This window comes from Nocardiopsis salina YIM 90010 (assembly GCF_000341025.1).
Lineage (GTDB): Bacteria > Actinomycetota > Actinomycetes > Streptosporangiales > Streptosporangiaceae > Nocardiopsis > Nocardiopsis salina.
In genome coordinates this window covers 1-14,807 of sequence record NZ_ANBF01000242.1, presented here as the reverse complement: position 1 = coordinate 14,807, position 14,807 = coordinate 1, and the positions used below count along the sequence as shown (strand labels likewise).

The following is a 14,807-nucleotide window of genomic DNA, read 5'->3' as shown; positions in this document are numbered from 1 at the left end:
CGCCGGGGCAGGGCGCTCTCGGTCGTCGTCGGTGACATTGACATAGTAATGCCCGGACGCTTTAGTGAACACCGTTAGCAAACATTGTTCACGGACATGACGACCGTTCGCTCAAGGGGTACTCATGCCAGCACGAACCGGGCTCTTCGGCCGCATCGGCCACAGCGCCCACCGGGGCCGCTGGTGGGTCCTGGCCATGACCGGACTGTTCACCGCGTTCTCCCTCGTGTGGGGCCTCGGGGTCTTCTCCGACGTCAGCGACAGCGGATTCGAGGACCCGGGCTCGGAGTCCACCAGGGCCATGGACGTGCTCCAGGAAGAGCTCGGGCACTCCGACGTCGACGTCATCGCGGTCTTCCGCAGTGACGAGATGGAGGTCGACAACCCCAGCTTCGCCGCGGCGATGGAACGTATGGCGGACGAACTCCCCGAGGACGTCGTCGCCGACTACGACATCTACCTCGACGAGGAACTCTCCGAGATCGAGCGTGGCATGCTCGTGGCCGAGGACATGCAGGCCACCTACATGCCCATCACACTCACCGGGGAGACCCACCAGGAGCGCCTCGACCAGTTCGAGGACGCCGCGGCCGCCCTTGAGGCCGGCCCGCTGGAGACCGAACTGGGCGGTCCCATCGCGGTCGAGCACGAACTCTCCCACACCGCCGAGACCGACATCGTGCGAGCCGAGCTCATCACCCTGCCGCTGCTGCTCCTGCTCCTGGTGATCATCTTCGGCGGGCTCATCGCCGGGCTGGTCCCGCTGGCCGTCGGCGGGCTGGCGATCCTCGGTTCGCTCACCGTGCTGCGCGCCCTGACCTACGTCACCGAGGTGTCGGTGTTCGCCATCAACGTCGCGACCCTCCTGGGGCTGGGCCTGGCCATCGACTACGGCCTGTTCATGGTGAGCCGCTTCCGGGAGGAGCTCAACAAGGGCCGTGCGGTGCCCGACGCGGTCCGCCGCACTGTCGACACGGCCGGGCGCACCGTCGCCTTCTCCGGCATCACGGTCGGGATCGCCTTCGCCGGCCTGCTGTTCTTCCCCCAACCGATCCTGCAGTCCATCGGGTGGGGCGGTATCGCCGTCGTGGCCCTCGACCTCGTGGCCGCGCTGGTGTTCCTGCCCGCCCTCATGTCGGTCGTGGGCCACCGCATCGACCGCCTCAAGCTGCCCCTGCCCGGTCGGACCGTCACAGGAAAGATCGACAACAGCGCCGGAGCCTGGGCACGCCTGGCCCGCACCGTCATGCGCGGACCGGCCGTCTCCCTCGTGGCCGTGGCCTGCGTACTCATCACCTTCAGCGCCGGACTGTTCTCGACCGAACTGGGCTCGACCGACCAGCGCTACCTGCCCGCCGACGCCGAGGCCCGCGCGGGGACCGAGGCGATGGGGGAGGAGTTCCCCGCCGGCCAGGTCGGACGTGTCGAGGTCGCCGTACTCGGCGAACCCTCCGAGGAGGCCGTGGACGACTACGTCGAGCGCCTCGACGACCTGCCCGCCGCAGTGCGCACCCAGGTGGAGCGCTCCGGCGAGGGCATCACCCACGTCGAGGTCGCCTACCAGGGGCACACCGACGACGAGGAGATCATCGGGCTCGTCGAGGACGTCCGTGCCGAACCCGGGCCGGAAGGGGCGGACGAGGTCCTGGTCGGGGGTGTGGCCGCCCAACAGCTCGACAATCTCGACGCGATCGTCGACAACGCCCTGGTCACCGTTGCCTTCATCATCGGCGCCACACTGCTGCTGCTCTTCCTGGCCTTCGGCTCGGTCGTGCTGCCGATCAAGGCTGTGCTCATGGGTGCGCTGTCGCTGGGCGCCTCGCTCGGTGTGGTCATCTGGGGGTTCCAGGACGGCCACTTCGCCGGGATCCTCGGCTTCGACGCGGTCGGCACGATCGACCCGACCTACTTGGTCCTGATCATGATCGTCTCCTTCGGGCTGGCGATGGATTACGAACTGTTCCTGCTCAGCCGGGTGCGAGAGGAGTACTTGCGTACCCGGGACAACTCCCGTTCGGTCCAGCTCGGCCTGCAGCGCACGGGCGGCATCATCACCAGTGCGGCGATCCTGCTGGGCGTGGTGCTTCTGGCGATGGGCACGTCCGGGCTGCTCTTCCTCAAGATCATCGGCGTCGGCCTGGCGCTGGCGGTCCTGGTGGACGCCACGCTGGTGCGCGCCGTGATGGTCCCGGCGACCATGCGCCTGCTCGGCGACTGGAACTGGTGGCTGCCGCGGTCCCTGCGGTGGCTGCACGACCGGATCGGGATCTCCGAGGGAGGCGACGACGAGGACGAGGAGCCCGCGCGCACCGCCACCCCGACCCAGGGGTCGGGTAAGGAGACCGCGAACGCCTGACGGCGCTCTCACGCACGGTGGGCCCCGGCCGCTCGGCCGGGGCCCACCGCTGTTCCGGGGCATCCGCGAACAGTTCTGCGTCGATCCGGTGTTCCGGTGTGCTGGCGCAGAACCGTCCGGAGCGTGTGTGGCTCTCCCGTTGTGTCATGGAGCCTGCTCCGGGACAGCAGGACAGGGCAGTGAGCCGAACCGGACACCCGGGTAGTTCCTTCACATGGATACCTCTGTGAGTACCAAGGGATTCGGGCTCCTCCCGGTTTCGAGCGTCGCCGCGGCGCTGGCGCTGGCGCTGGCGAGCACCGCGTGCGAGGGCGACCGGGCCTCGCAGGAAGGGCCCAACCCGGGCGAACAACCCGACACCCCGCCCGAGGAGGAACACGACCGGGAAGAGATCGCGCACGTCAGCGCCGAGCTGGCAGAGGAGGAGGACGGCTCCGAGCTCTTCGACGAGAACGCGGTGGGGGAGGAGCCGATCGCTGAGCTGTGGGTGGTGGACGCGGGCGCCGATGTGACCTCCTTCGAGCTGGAGGTCTCCGGTTTCGCCGAGAACGACTTCTACCTCGCCACCGTCCGTGTCGACCCGTGCGGGACCGGCCCCGAGGAATCGGGGGACCTGTACGAGGGCGACGAGGACACCGAGGAAGCACCCGAGAGCGAGGTCGACGAAGGATCGGTCATGATCCAGCTCGGTACCGATGCCGATGGCAACGGGACCGGGCAGGTCGAGATCGACGACCAGCCGGACGAGGGCGAAGTGGGGTCGCTCCTGATCGCCACCGACCCGACCTCCGGTTCCGAACAGCCGGCACCGGACGACGGGGACCCCGTCGCCTGCCTGGACCTGGAACTGGACACCTGATCCGACGCCTGCCGGCGCAGGCAGGCACCGAACGCAGAACGGGCCCGGCCCCCGGAAGGGGTACCGGGCCCGTCACCGTCCGCACGGGACCGCCGGGGCGGTTCCTAGAGCGCCTGCGGGGCGCCCTGGTGGAACGGCTTGCCGTTGACGGCTTCGGAAACGCCNCGGTGGGGAAGGGCCAGCCGGCGCCCGTCAGCAGGCACAGGTCGATGTCGGCGGCCTCGGCCACGACACCCTCGTCCAGCATGATCCGGACCTCCTTGGCCAGCGCACGCAGGGCGCGGTCCAGGATCTGCTTCTCCTCGGAGGGGTTGTCGCCGCCGCTGAGCAGCTCCTTGACCTCCGGGTCGATGCTGAGGTCGGGGCCGAAGACCTCGTTCTTTCCGGCCTCGACGACCTTGCCCAGCTGCGGGGAGACCGAGAAGCGCTCGGGGAACGCCTCGTGCAGGGTCTCGGACACGTGCAGGGCCACCGCGGGGCCGACAAGCTGCAGCAGCATGAGCGGGGACATCGGCAGACCCAGCGGAGCGACCGAACGGTCGGCCACCTCGGGCTCGGTGCCCTCGGAGATGGAACCGAGCACCTCGCCCATGAACAGGGTGAGCAGACGGTTGACGACGAAGGCCGGTGCGTCCTTGCACAGGACCGCGGTCTTCTTGAGCTGCTTGGCGGTGGCGAAGGCCGTTGCCAGGGCGGCGTCGTCGGTCTTCTCGCCGCGCACGATCTCCAGCAGGGGGAGGACCGCGACCGGGTTGAAGAAGTGGAAGCCCACGACCCGCTCGGGGTGCTTCAGCTTCGAGGCCATCTCGGTGACCGACAGCGAGGAGGTGTTGGTGGCCAGGATCGCCTCGGGGGAGACCACGGCCTCGACCTCGGCGAAGACCTGCTGCTTGATCTCCATCTTCTCGAAGACGGCCTCGATGACGAAGTCGGCGTCGGAGAAGGCGTCCTTGCTCAGCGAACCGGTGACCAGGGCCTTGAGGTGGTTGGCCTTGTCCTGGTTGATGCGGCCCTTGCCGAGCAGCTTGTCGACCTCGCCGTGGACGTAGGACACACCCTTGTCCAGGCGTTCCTGGTCCAGGTCGGTGAGCACGACCGGGACGTCGAGGCGACGGGCGAACAGCAGCGCGAGCTGGCCGGCCATGAGGCCGGCACCCACGACGCCCACCTTGGAGACCTTGCGGGCGAGGGACTTGTCGGGGGCCCCGGCCGGACGCTTGGCGCGCTTCTGCACCAGGTCGAAGGCGTACAGGCCCGCCTTGAGCTCCTCGCTCATGATGAGGTCGGCCAGGGCCTGGTCCTCGGCGGCGAAGCCCTCGTCGCGGCTGCGGGTCTTGGCCTCGGCGACCAGTTCGACCGCGCGGGGCGGGGCCGGGGCGGCGCCGTGGAGCTTGCCCTCGACGCTGAACCGGGCCATGTTGACCGCGTCGTCCCAGGCCTCGCCCCTGTCGACCTCGGGACGCTCGACGGTGACGTCGCCCTTGAGGACCTTGGCGGCCCAGCGCAGCGACTCCTCGACGAAGTCGGCGGGCTCGAAGATCTCGTCGGCGATGCCCAGCTCGTGGACCTCGGGGCCCTTGATGGTCTTGTTCTGGGCGAGCGGGTTCTCGATGATCAGCTTGAGGGCCTTCTCGGCGCCGATCAGGTTGGGCAGCAGGTAGGTGCCGCCCCAGCCGGGAACCAGGCCGAGGAAGGTCTCGGGCAGCGACACGGCCGGCACACCGGAGGAGACCGTCCGGTAGGTGCAGTGCAGCGCCACCTCGAGGCCGCCGCCCATGGCCGCGCCGTTGACCAGAGCGAACGTGGGAACGTCCAGCTCACCGAGCTTGCGGAAGACGTCGTGGCCCAGCTTGCCGATGGCCATCGCCTGCTCGTGCGTCTCGATCCTGGGCACACCGGTCAGGTCCGCACCCACGGCGAAGATGAAAGGCTTCCCGGTGATCGCGACGGCGACGATGTCCTTGCGGGCCTTGGCCGCCTCGATCTGCTCGTCGAGGCTGAGGAGCCCGCCGGGGCCGAAGGTGTTCGGTTTCGTGTGGTCGTGGCCGTTGTCCAGCGTGATCAGGACGGCGGTGCCGGCCCCGTAGGGGAGCTGGACGTCGCGGGAGTTCGCCTTGGTGACGACCTCGTCGCTGAAGAGCTCTCGTGCTTGCTCGATCGCGGTGCTCACTTGCCCCCCTCGTAGTTCGGGTTCTCCCACAGGATGGTGCCGCCCATGCCCATGCCGACGCACATGGTGGTCAGGCCGTAGCGCACGTCGGGACGCTGCTCGAACTGGCGCGCGAGCTGCATCATCAGGCGAACGCCCGAAGAGGCCAGCGGGTGGCCGAGGGCGATGGCGCCGCCCCACGGGTTGACGCGCGCGTCGTCGTCGGCGAGGCCGAAGTGCTCCAGGAAGGCCAGGACCTGGACGGCGAAGGCCTCGTTGATCTCGACGAGGCCGATGTCGTCGATCGAGATGCCCTGGCGGGCGAACAGCTTCTCGGTGGCCGGGACCGGGCCCACACCCATGACCTCGGGGTCCACACCGGCGAAGGAGAAGTCGACCAGGCGCATCTTGCCGCTCAGGCCCATTTCCTCGGCCACGTCCTCGGCCGCGAGCAGCGCACCGGTGGCGCCGTCGTTGAGGCCGGCGGCGTTGCCGGGGGTCACGTTGCCGTGCGCGCGGAACGGCGTCTTCAGGGAGGCGAGCGACTCCATGGTCGTGCCCGCGCGGGGCGGCTCGTCCTCGGTGGCCAGGCCGTAACCCTGCTCGATGGAGCGGACCAGGACCTCGACCAGGTCGGGCTGGAGGTTGCCGTCGGCGTAGGCCTTGGCGACCTTCTCCTGGCTGCGCACCGCGTAGGCGTCGGCGCGCTCCTTGGTGATGCTCGGGAACCGGTCGTGCAGGTTCTCGGCGGTGTTGCCCATGACCAGCGCGTCGGGGTCGACGAGCTTCTCGGACAGGAAACGCGGGTTGGGGTCGACGCCCTCACCCATGGGGTGGCGCCCCATGTGCTCGACGCCGCCCGCGATCACGACGTCGTAGGCACCGAAGGAGATGCCCGCGCCGGAGGTGGTCACGGCGGTGAGCGCACCGGCGCACATACGGTCGATCGCGTAGCCGGGCACGCTGCGGGGCAGACCGGCGAGGATCGCCGCGCTGCGCCCGATCGTCAGGCCCTGGTCGCCGATCTGGGTGGTGGCGGCGATGGCGACCTCGTCGACGCGCTCCGCGGGCAGGCCCGGGTTGCGGCGCATCAGTTCGCGAATGACGCGGACGACGAGGTCGTCGGCGCGCGTCTCTGCGTAGAGGCCCTTGCCAGACTTGCCGAACGGGGTGCGGACCCCGTCGACAAACACGACATCGCGGGCAGTTCGCGGCACGATGGCCCCTCCTTCTCCAAAGGGGTGGGTGGACTGTCGAGGCCATGCTACTGGCCAGTAACAAAATGCGCGAGTACGGGTACGTGCTCCCGGTCACATTGATGTCCTGGCTGGTGCGACCGCATGCACACGCCCGGGCCCCGTGGACGCGGCAACGCCGACGGCCCGCCCCCGATTCCGGGGAACCGTGTTCCCGGGGCACTCCGACTCGGGACACGCAGAGGACGAAACGGTCCGGATACACGAAACGGGCACGCCCCCGAAGGAACGTGCCCGCCTCGAACGCTGTGTGCCGGTGCCTCACAGGAGCGCGTCGGCCTCCCTGCGGCGACCAGCGGCGCTGTAGGCCCCGGCGAGGTCGCGGCGCAGGCGCATCGTCAGCCTGCGCACCTCGGGGTCGCCCGAGGAGTTGAGCGCCGCGCGGTAGGCCTCGCGCAGGCTGTCCACCGCGTCGTCGGAGCGGCCGGCCTGGGTGTAGCAGCGGCCGAGCCGGTGATGCACGGTGAGCGTGTCCAGATGGCCCTTACCCAGCCGACGGCGGCGCCCGGCCAGCACCATCCGCAACTGCGTGACGGCCTCGTCGTAGCGGCCCGACATGTTCAGCGCAGCGCTCAGGCCCAGGCGCAGCTCCTCGCGGGCGGCCGTGCCGGCCACGTCCTCCACCGCACTCTCGTAGTGGATGACGGCCGCGTCCAGACGGCCGCCGCGGCGGTAGCAGACGGCCAGGCGCGTGCGCGCCTCCACGGTGTCCTCGTCGGCCGAGCCGAACTGGCCCTCGCGCTCGCGCAGGAGGGTCTCCCAGTGCTGGGCGGCGTCGGCGGGGCGCCCGGCGTCCTCCAGGGCCCAGGCGAGGTTCTCGCGGATGATCTCGGTGCGGGGGTGCTCCTCGCCGTAGACCGCGACCGCCTCGTCCAGGGCCAGCTCGAACTGCTGCACCGCGGCCTGGCGGCGTCCCATCTGGGCGTACTTGGTCGCCAGGTTGTTGCGGGCCGTGATGGTGTCCGGGTGCTCGGTCCCGTGCTGCTCCACGAGGGAACGCAGCGTCCGCTCCAGGGTGGCCGCACGCATGCCGGCGGTGGGCACGGAGGGCTCCTCCTGGTGGTTCCCGGTCTCCGGGGGAGGGCCGAGCGGTGCGGGGGATCCCGCAGGGGCGGGCACGGGAACGCCGGAGGGCTGCTCGGCCACATGTTCCTCGCGCGAGGGCGCCGCGGTATCGACCGACTGCTTCTCGGTCTCAGCCGTCAGACCGGTCCCGCGCAGCAGGGCACGCCAGAACGACAAGCAGACTCACCACACTTCCCTCATCGCGACGAACGGCTCCGGGAGCCGCCATCGTCCGTCCTCAAAAGCGCCCCGTCAGGTCGATCCGACCTGTGCAACGAGGCCACGTTTCTATAACTTAATCGGACACGCGGCTACGGACCAGACGTGCGAGGGGCTTTCTGTGTGGTGAGTTCGGTCACTTCTGGGTTTGGCGCGTCGGAACGGGGTAAAGATCAGCTTTTCTCGGCATGTGTCAGCGCTGTGGCCAGCGGTTGCGCGGTCACCCCGATCTGCCACTCGCGGGCCCCGCGCGAACGCAGGAACTCGCCCACCGACCCGGGTTCGATCTCCTCGGGCGGGGTCCAGGCCAACCGGCGCACGGTGTCGGGCAGCAGCAGGTTCTCTGCCGGCATCACGACGTCCTCGGCCAGTTGCGAGACCGTGGCGCGGGCCGACTCCAGACGGCGCGCGGCCTCGGGGGAGCGGTCCGCCCAACGGTTCACCGGGGGAGGCCCGTCACCCGGGGCGTTGGGGCGGGGCAGCTCGGACTGCTCCAGGTCCCGGGCCCGGTTCACCGCTGCGATCCACGTCGGCACGTAACGCCGTGCGAGCTTGATCCCGAACTGCCGGATCTTCGTCAGCTCCGCCGAGGTGCGCGGCATCGTCGAGGCGGCCTCCACGATCGCCGCGTCGGGCACAACACGCCCGGGGGAGATGTCCCGTTCCTGTGCGATGCGGTCGCGCTCGTACCAGAGCTCACGCACTGCGGCCAGGGCACGCTGGTTGCGCACACGGTGGATGCCCGAGGTGCGGCGCCAGGGGTCTCGGCGCGGCTCCTTGGGCGGGGCGTTCAGTACCGACGCGAACTCCTCCAGCGCCCACGGGAGCTTGCCGGACTCCTCGAGCTCGGCCTCGAGCCGATCGCGCAGGTCCACGAGGATCTCCACGTCCAATGCCGCGTAGCGGAGCCAGTCCTCGGGCAGGGGGCGCTGTGACCAGTCGACGGCGGAATGCTCCTTGGCCAGGCGCACGTTCAGCAGCCGCTCGACCATCGACCCCAGGCCCACCCGGTGGTAACCCAACAGGCGCCCGGCCAACTCGGTGTCAAACAGGCGCTCGGGGCGCAGGTGCACCTCGGTCAGGCAAGGGAGATCTTGGTGCGCGGCGTGCAGCACCATCTCCGTGTCCCGGAGGGCGGAGTTGAGCTCGCCGAGGTCGGGGCATGCGATCGGGTCGATCAGCGCCGACCCGGCGCCCTCGCGCCGCAGCTGGACCAGGTAGGCGCGTTGTCCGTACCTGTAACCCGAGGCCCGTTCGGCGTCCACGGCCACGGGGCCGCGTCCCGAGCCCAGCGCCGCGACCACGTCCGACAAGGTGTCGGGGTCGGCGGTGACCTCGGGCAGACCCTCGCGTGGTTCCCGCAGGAGAGGTGCTGTCTCCTCGTCGTCCTTTTCCGGTTCGCGGGATTCTGTCTTGGGGTTCAACGCGTTCGCCACCCCTCTACGGTATGTGCTGTGGCCACCGGACGCCGAAGCCGGCCTTTCCCGTGGCCACCGCCTCAGGGGCGCGAACGCTGTCTGCTGATGTCGGCCACGTCCAGAGGGGGCAGGCCCGCGGCCGAAGCCAGCAGGGCCAACCACGCGTTCACGTGGCCCGACAGGTCGTCGCTCTCGGGGGTCCACGAGGCACGCAGCTCCACCTCCGTGGAGGAGCCCTCGTCGGCCTTGGTGCCGAAACCCTCGGTGGTGGCACGGGTGACGGTGCCGCTCAGGGTGTGGTGGGTGGCGTCCTGGGCCTCCAGCGCGTCGGTCAGCCAGCTCCACGCGACCTGGCCCAGGAGGGGATCGGTCGCGATCTCCGACTCCAGCTCGGAGTTGACCTGGCAGACCACACGGAAGGGTCCGGGCCAGTCGCGGGTGTTCTCGGGGTCGTACAGGAGGATCAGCCGGCCCCAGGCGACCTCGTCACCACGGACCTCGACGGCGGCCGAGGACGCCGCTGTGTGAGGGGCGAGCCGCTGCGGAGCGGGGATCTCCGCAACAGTGATCTCGGGGCGGGTGAGGAGGGGTTCGCGGAGGGCCTCGACCGCTCGCCGGAACGTCTCAGGCGCGTTCTCGGCGCTACCGACATCGGGCATTGTGGAAACGTCAGCCTTCGTCTTGTGTTGATCACGGATCGACGGACATGTCCGGGGGCGCACGGTGCGCATCCGTTGGACACGGCACCGACCGTGGCACGAGTCACGGGCCCGGAGACGTAATCGGCCCGGCGTGTCGGTGTTTTGTGATGATCTCGGTACCGGGTCGCCGCACTGGATGCGCGGCTTCGGCGATCCGAGTGAGAGCACCGTGGAGGGCATGGCACGATCAAGGGGTGACGCTCCAAGATTCTCCTTTTCTCCGCGCCTGCCGGCGCCTTCCTGTCGACCACACACCGGTGTGGTTCATGCGCCAGGCCGGGCGCTCCCTGCCCGAGTACCGCCGCGTCCGCGCCGACGTGCCCATGCTGGAGGCGTGCGCGCGGCCCGACATGATCACCGAGATCACGATGCAGCCGGTACGCCGGTACGGCGTCGACGCCGCGATCTTCTTCAGCGACATCGTCGTGCCGCTCAAGGCCATCGGGATCGACCTCGACATCAAGCCCGGCGTGGGACCCGTGGTGGGCGAACCGATCCGGGACGCCGGCGGGGTCAAGCGTCTGCGCGAGATCGAGCCGGACGACATCCCCTTCATCCGCGAGGCCGTGGGACAGCTCACCGGTGAACTCGGCGACACCCCGCTCATCGGGTTCGCCGGCGCCCCCTTCACGCTGGCCTCCTACCTCATCGAGGGTGGGCCCTCGAAGAACCACGAGCACACCAAGGCGCTCATGTACGGCGAGCCCGAGCTCTGGGACGAGCTCATGCGCCGTCTGGCGAGCATCACCCTCGGGTTCCTGCGGACCCAGATCGAGGCCGGCGCCAGCGCCGTGCAGCTCTTCGACTCCTGGGTCGGTGTGCTGAGCGCCGAGGACTACCGCACCTCCGTGCTGCCCTACACCTCATGGATCTTCGGCCAGCTCGCAGAGTACGAGGTGCCGCGCATCCACTTCGGCGTGGGCACAGGTGAGCTCCTGGGGCTGCTCGGCGAGGCCGGCGCCGACGTCGTGGGCGCCGACTGGCGGGTTCCGCTGGAGCAGGCCGCCGAGCGCATCGGCACGGGCAAGGCCGTCCAGGGAAACCTGGACCCCGCCGCCCTGTTCGCGCCCTGGGAGGTCGTGGCCGAACGCACCCGCGACATCCTCGCGCGCGGCCGCGGGACCGAGGGCCACGTGTTCAACCTCGGCCACGGTGTGCTGCCCAGCACCGACCCGGACCAGCTCCAGCGGTTGACCGAGTTCGTGCACGAGCAGACCGCCTCTTGAACATCCGCCGCGGGGGCGCCGGACCGTGCCCGGCGCCCCCGACGTGTGTCCGGCGGGTTCAGCGGGGGGCGGACCCGGGGGCACTGCCGCCGGACGCGTCGGGGCCCTCCCCGTCGTCGGTCGTGGAAGCCTCCGCATCCGCAGGGCCGGGGCGGTCGGTGCCGGAGACGTGCGAGTTCAGCCCGGCCCGTTCCCGGCGCCGTGCACGCAATCGCAGGACCGGCCATGNGCAGCAGCCAACCGATGCCGGCGGCCAGGAAACGTGCCGCCGTGAGCAGGGACTCCGCGCCCGAACGCAGGCTCTCCAGGAACCCGGGAGCCTCCGCGGCCTCCTGGTCCTGCGTCGGCGCATCCGGCGGCAGCAGCGTCAACTCCACCGTGGAGTAGGCGGTCCGGTCCTCCAGCGACGCCAACCGCGCCTCGAACGCCTCCAGATCCTCCTGCCGCTCCTGGATCTGCGACTCCACCTCCAGCAGCTCCTCCACGCCGTCCGCCTCGTCGAGGTACCCGCGCAGGGTCTCCAGGGAACGCTCGGCCGACTCCGTACGGCCCTCCACGTCGGCGACCTCCTCGGTGACGTCCTCCACCGACCGCTCCAGGCCGGTGCGCTCACCCAGGTCGCCGAGTTCCTCCAGCACCGCCTCGTAGTCGTCGCTGGGCACGCGCAGGGTCATCGACGAGCGGGCCGGACCGGACGAGGGAGCCTCGTGGGACTCGCGGGACACGTGGCCGCCCGCCTCGGAGACCAGCCCCGCGGCCGCCTCGCTCGACGCGTCCAGCTCGGCCACGCGCACGGTCAGCTCCGCGTGGTGCACCAGATCGCGGTCGTCCACCTCCACGTCGCCGCCGACCGTGGAGTCTTCCCCGCCGCCGTCCTCGCCACCGTCGTCCGCGTCGCCCTCGGCCGGCACGGCCTCCTGCTCGGCCGCCTCGTTCCGGGGCGCTCCCGCCCCGTCGGACTGCCGGGCCGACCCGCACCCCGCCAGCACCAGGGCCACGAGGAAAGCCGCGAGCAGACTGCCGGGGGTACGCCACTTCGCTGAATCCATGCACGGTCGGACGGACCCCGGCCCGCCTTCGTTCCGGGGCTGCCGGTCACGACCGTGCAACGGGACGGGCGGTGCACCCGGTCCGGACGAAGGACGGTGTGCCGGAGCACCCGGGTATCCTTGCGAGTGCACGCGGGGCTCGTGGGACCGGTGCAGCGACAGGGGGACGCACGCGCTGCACGAGGGGCGGGCGGACCGCTGTGACCCACAGCATCTGGGAAGCTGGAGACATGCCTGAAGCACCGCACGTCGTCGTGGTCGGGGGAGGGGTCTCCGGACTCACGGCCGCGTACCGGCTCCGCGGCCACGGAGTCGTCGTCACCGTGATCGAGGCCGCGGACCGATCGGGGGGGAAACTGCAGGCCTCACCTGTGGCCGGGGCCCGCGTCGACGCCGGTGCCGAAGCCGTGCTGGCCCGCCGTCCCGAGGCCGTCGACCTCTTCGAGGAACTCGGACTGGGTGACCGTGTCGTCCACCCCGGCCAGGGCTCGGCCTCCCTCTACAGCCGTGGGCGCCGCCGCCCCCTGCCCAAGGGCCAGCTCATGGGTGTGCCCGGCGACCTCAGGGCCCTCGCCAGGAGCGGGGTGCTCTCATGGAGCGGGGTGCTGCGTGCCGGGCTCGACCTCGTGCGCCCCCGCACGCCGGTTCAGGGTGACGTGTCCGTGGCCGACTACATCGGGACCCGTATGGGACACCAGGTCGTGGACCGCCTCGTCGAACCGCTCCTGGGCGGGGTCTACGCCGGGCGTGCCGACCGCCTCTCCCTCGACTCCACCCTCCCGCAGATCGCCCCCATGGCCCGCACGGAACGCTCGCTCATCCGCGGGGTCCGCACCAGTCTGGCCGGACGCGGCAAGGCCCCCACAGCGCCCGGGCCGGTCTTCGCGTCCCTGCGCGGCGGTGTGGCCGGGCTCGTGGAGGCCCTCGCCGAACGCCAGGGCGAGCACCTGCGCACCGGGACCCGTGCCCGAGCCCTGGAACGCCGCGAGCACGGCTGGCGGGTGCACATCGAGGACTCCGACCCCCTCGACTGCGACGGCGTCCTGCTGGCCTGCCCCGCGCCCGAGGCGGCCCGCCTCCTGCGCGAGCACGTGCCCGAGGCCGCTTCCGGCCTCGAAGGCATCGACTACGCCTCCATGGCCCTGGTCACCTTCGCCCTGCCCGCCTCGGCCTTCCCCGGCCCCCTCACCGGAACCGGGTTCCTCGTGCCCTCCGGCGAGGGCCTGACCGTCAAGGCCGCAACATTCTCCTCCAACAAGTGGCCCTGGCTCGCCGAGGAGATCGCCGAGGCCAACCCCGGCGAGGACCTCGTCGTGGTGCGCTGCTCCATCGGCCGGTTCGGGGAGCACACCACCCTGCAGCGCTCGGACGACGAGCTCGCCGATGCCGCCCTGGCCGATCTGTCGGGCGTCACCGGGCTGTCCGGGACACCGGTGCAGACCAGGGTCACCCGCTGGGAGAACGGCCTGCCCCAGTACTCGGTCGGCCACGCAGGCCGCATCGAACGTGTCCGCGGCGCCGTGGGCCGCCACACCGGCCTGGGTGTGTGCGGCGCCGCCTACGAAGGCGTGGGGGTGCCCGCCTGCATCGCCGATGCCGGACGCGAGGCCCAGCGCCTCGCCGAGGGACTCACCGTCCGCCCGTACACCACCGACGAAACCGACCAGCAAGGAGCCAACCCGTGACCGGCCAGAACGAAGCCCGCGCCAACGACGGCACCGACCTCAATGCCCTCATCCGGTACACGATGTGGTCGGTCTTCAAGGTCGAGCTGCCCGAGGGCACCGACCGCACCACCGCCGCGGGCGAACTCCAGTCCTTCCTCGACAAGGCCGCCGAGAGCGGTGTGACCACCCGCGGCAGCTACGACGTGCAGGGACTGCGCGCCGACGCCGATGTCATGTTCTGGTGGATCGCCGACGACCCGCGCCAGCTCCAGGACGTCTACTCGGCCTTCCGCCGCACCGAGGTCGGCCGTGCCGCCACCCCCGTGTGGTCGGTCATGGGCCTGCACCGCCCCGCCGAGTTCAACCGCGGCCATGTGCCCGCCTTCCTCGCCGGTGAGGAGCCCAAGGACACCATCTGCGTGTACCCGTTCGTGCGCTCCTACGAGTGGTACCTGCTGCCGGACGACGAGCGCCGTTCCATGCTCGCCGAGCACGGCAAGATGGCCGCCCCCTACGCCGACGTGCGCGCCAACACGGTCTCATCGTTCGGCCTGAACGACTACGAGTGGCTGCTGGCCTTCGAGGCCGACGAGCTGCACCGCACCGTCGACCTCATGCGCCACCTGCGCGGTGCCAAGGCCCGCCTGCACACGCGCGAGGAGCTGCCCTTCTACACCGGGTTCCGCAAGCCCGTCGCCGAGCTCGTGGAGTCCTTGGCCTAGATGTGGTGGTTCGTCGGGCCGGGGATTCTGGGGCGGGGATCTTGCTACTGGAGCCGGTATCGGCGCTGAACCCTGCTCTGGTAGCAAGATCTACTGGGGATCATGGTGAGTGTCGGGGAG

At 70.5% G+C, this 14,807-nt stretch carries 10 protein-coding genes and 2 pseudogenes; 6 read left to right on the top strand and 6 right to left on the bottom strand.

The annotated features are described in order from the left end of the window. Positions 1-124: 124 nt before the first annotated feature. The gene (locus tag D474_RS0126395; RefSeq protein ID WP_017616482.1) at positions 125-2,356 is read left to right on the top strand and encodes an MMPL family transporter; all 2,232 of its coding nucleotides are present in this window, start codon (positions 125-127) and stop codon (positions 2,354-2,356) included. Positions 2,357-2,582: 226 nt separating this feature from the next. Further along, positions 2,583-3,215, top strand: a complete 633-nt coding sequence (locus tag D474_RS0126390; RefSeq protein WP_026118819.1) for a hypothetical protein — start codon at positions 2,583-2,585, stop codon at positions 3,213-3,215. Between the two features lie 104 nt (positions 3,216-3,319). Here the strand turns inward: D474_RS0126390 and D474_RS30195 are convergent. The 5 genes and pseudogenes from D474_RS30195 to D474_RS0126365 form a co-directional block, all read right to left on the bottom strand. After that, a pseudogene (locus D474_RS30195) lies at positions 3,320-5,385 on the bottom strand (3-hydroxyacyl-CoA dehydrogenase NAD-binding domain-containing protein). Continuing rightward, positions 5,382-6,581: a thiolase family protein gene (locus D474_RS0126380; RefSeq protein ID WP_026118818.1), complete on the bottom strand. Its 1,200-nt coding sequence runs from the start codon at positions 6,579-6,581 to the stop codon at positions 5,382-5,384. Before D474_RS0126380 ends, D474_RS30195 begins: the two are co-directional and overlap by 4 nt. Positions 6,582-6,881: 300 nt before the next feature. Beyond that, entirely contained in the window at positions 6,882-7,862 is a 981-nt protein-coding gene (locus D474_RS0126375) for a tetratricopeptide repeat protein (protein WP_017616480.1), read from the bottom strand. 215 nt (positions 7,863-8,077) lie between these two features. Then, positions 8,078-9,340, bottom strand: a complete 1,263-nt coding sequence (locus D474_RS0126370; protein ID WP_017616479.1) for an HRDC domain-containing protein — start codon at positions 9,338-9,340, stop codon at positions 8,078-8,080. A gap of 62 nt (positions 9,341-9,402) precedes the next feature. Further along, a complete protein-coding gene (locus D474_RS0126365) occupies positions 9,403-9,981 on the bottom strand; it encodes a DUF3000 domain-containing protein (protein ID WP_017616478.1) in 579 nt (192 codons plus the stop codon). A 299-nt stretch (positions 9,982-10,280) separates the two neighbouring features. Here D474_RS0126365 and hemE point away from each other — a divergent pair, with 299 nt between their 5' ends. Further along, positions 10,281-11,249, top strand: a complete 969-nt coding sequence (gene hemE / locus D474_RS0126360) for a uroporphyrinogen decarboxylase (protein WP_017616477.1) — start codon at positions 10,281-10,283, stop codon at positions 11,247-11,249. A 266-nt stretch (positions 11,250-11,515) separates the two neighbouring features. Here hemE and D474_RS33750 read toward each other — a convergent pair. Further along, positions 11,516-12,037: pseudogene (locus D474_RS33750) on the bottom strand (DUF4349 domain-containing protein); the annotation flags it as partial. Between D474_RS33750 and D474_RS33745 the strand changes: the two are divergent. The 3 genes from D474_RS33745 to hemQ all read left to right on the top strand — a co-directional run bounded on the left by D474_RS33745 (position 11,957) and on the right by hemQ (position 14,687). After that, positions 11,957-12,292: a hypothetical protein gene (locus D474_RS33745; protein WP_239647191.1), complete on the top strand. Its 336-nt coding sequence runs from the start codon at positions 11,957-11,959 to the stop codon at positions 12,290-12,292. The pseudogene D474_RS33750 and the gene D474_RS33745 sit on opposite strands and share 81 nt — an antisense overlap. Before the next feature lie 236 nt (positions 12,293-12,528). Continuing rightward, the gene (hemG, locus tag D474_RS0126350) at positions 12,529-13,983 is read left to right on the top strand and encodes a protoporphyrinogen oxidase (protein ID WP_017616475.1); all 1,455 of its coding nucleotides are present in this window, start codon (positions 12,529-12,531) and stop codon (positions 13,981-13,983) included. Beyond that, positions 13,980-14,687 (top strand): hydrogen peroxide-dependent heme synthase, encoded by a 708-nt coding sequence (gene hemQ / locus D474_RS0126345; protein ID WP_017616474.1) that lies wholly within the window; start codon positions 13,980-13,982, stop codon positions 14,685-14,687. Before hemG ends, hemQ begins: the two co-directional genes overlap by 4 nt. The last annotated feature ends 120 nt before the right edge of the window (positions 14,688-14,807 follow it).

What these genes read in the sequence shown, in the direction of transcription:
- D474_RS0126395 (WP_017616482.1), top strand. Translation starts at nt 125, where the DNA reads ATGCCAGCACGAACCGGGCTCTTCGGCCGCATCGGCCACAGCGCCCAC.
- D474_RS0126365 (WP_017616478.1), bottom strand. Translation starts at nt 9,981, where the DNA reads ATGCCCGATGTCGGTAGCGCCGAGAACGCGCCTGAGACGTTCCGGCGA.
- hemG (WP_017616475.1), top strand. Translation starts at nt 12,529, where the DNA reads ATGCCTGAAGCACCGCACGTCGTCGTGGTCGGGGGAGGGGTCTCCGGA.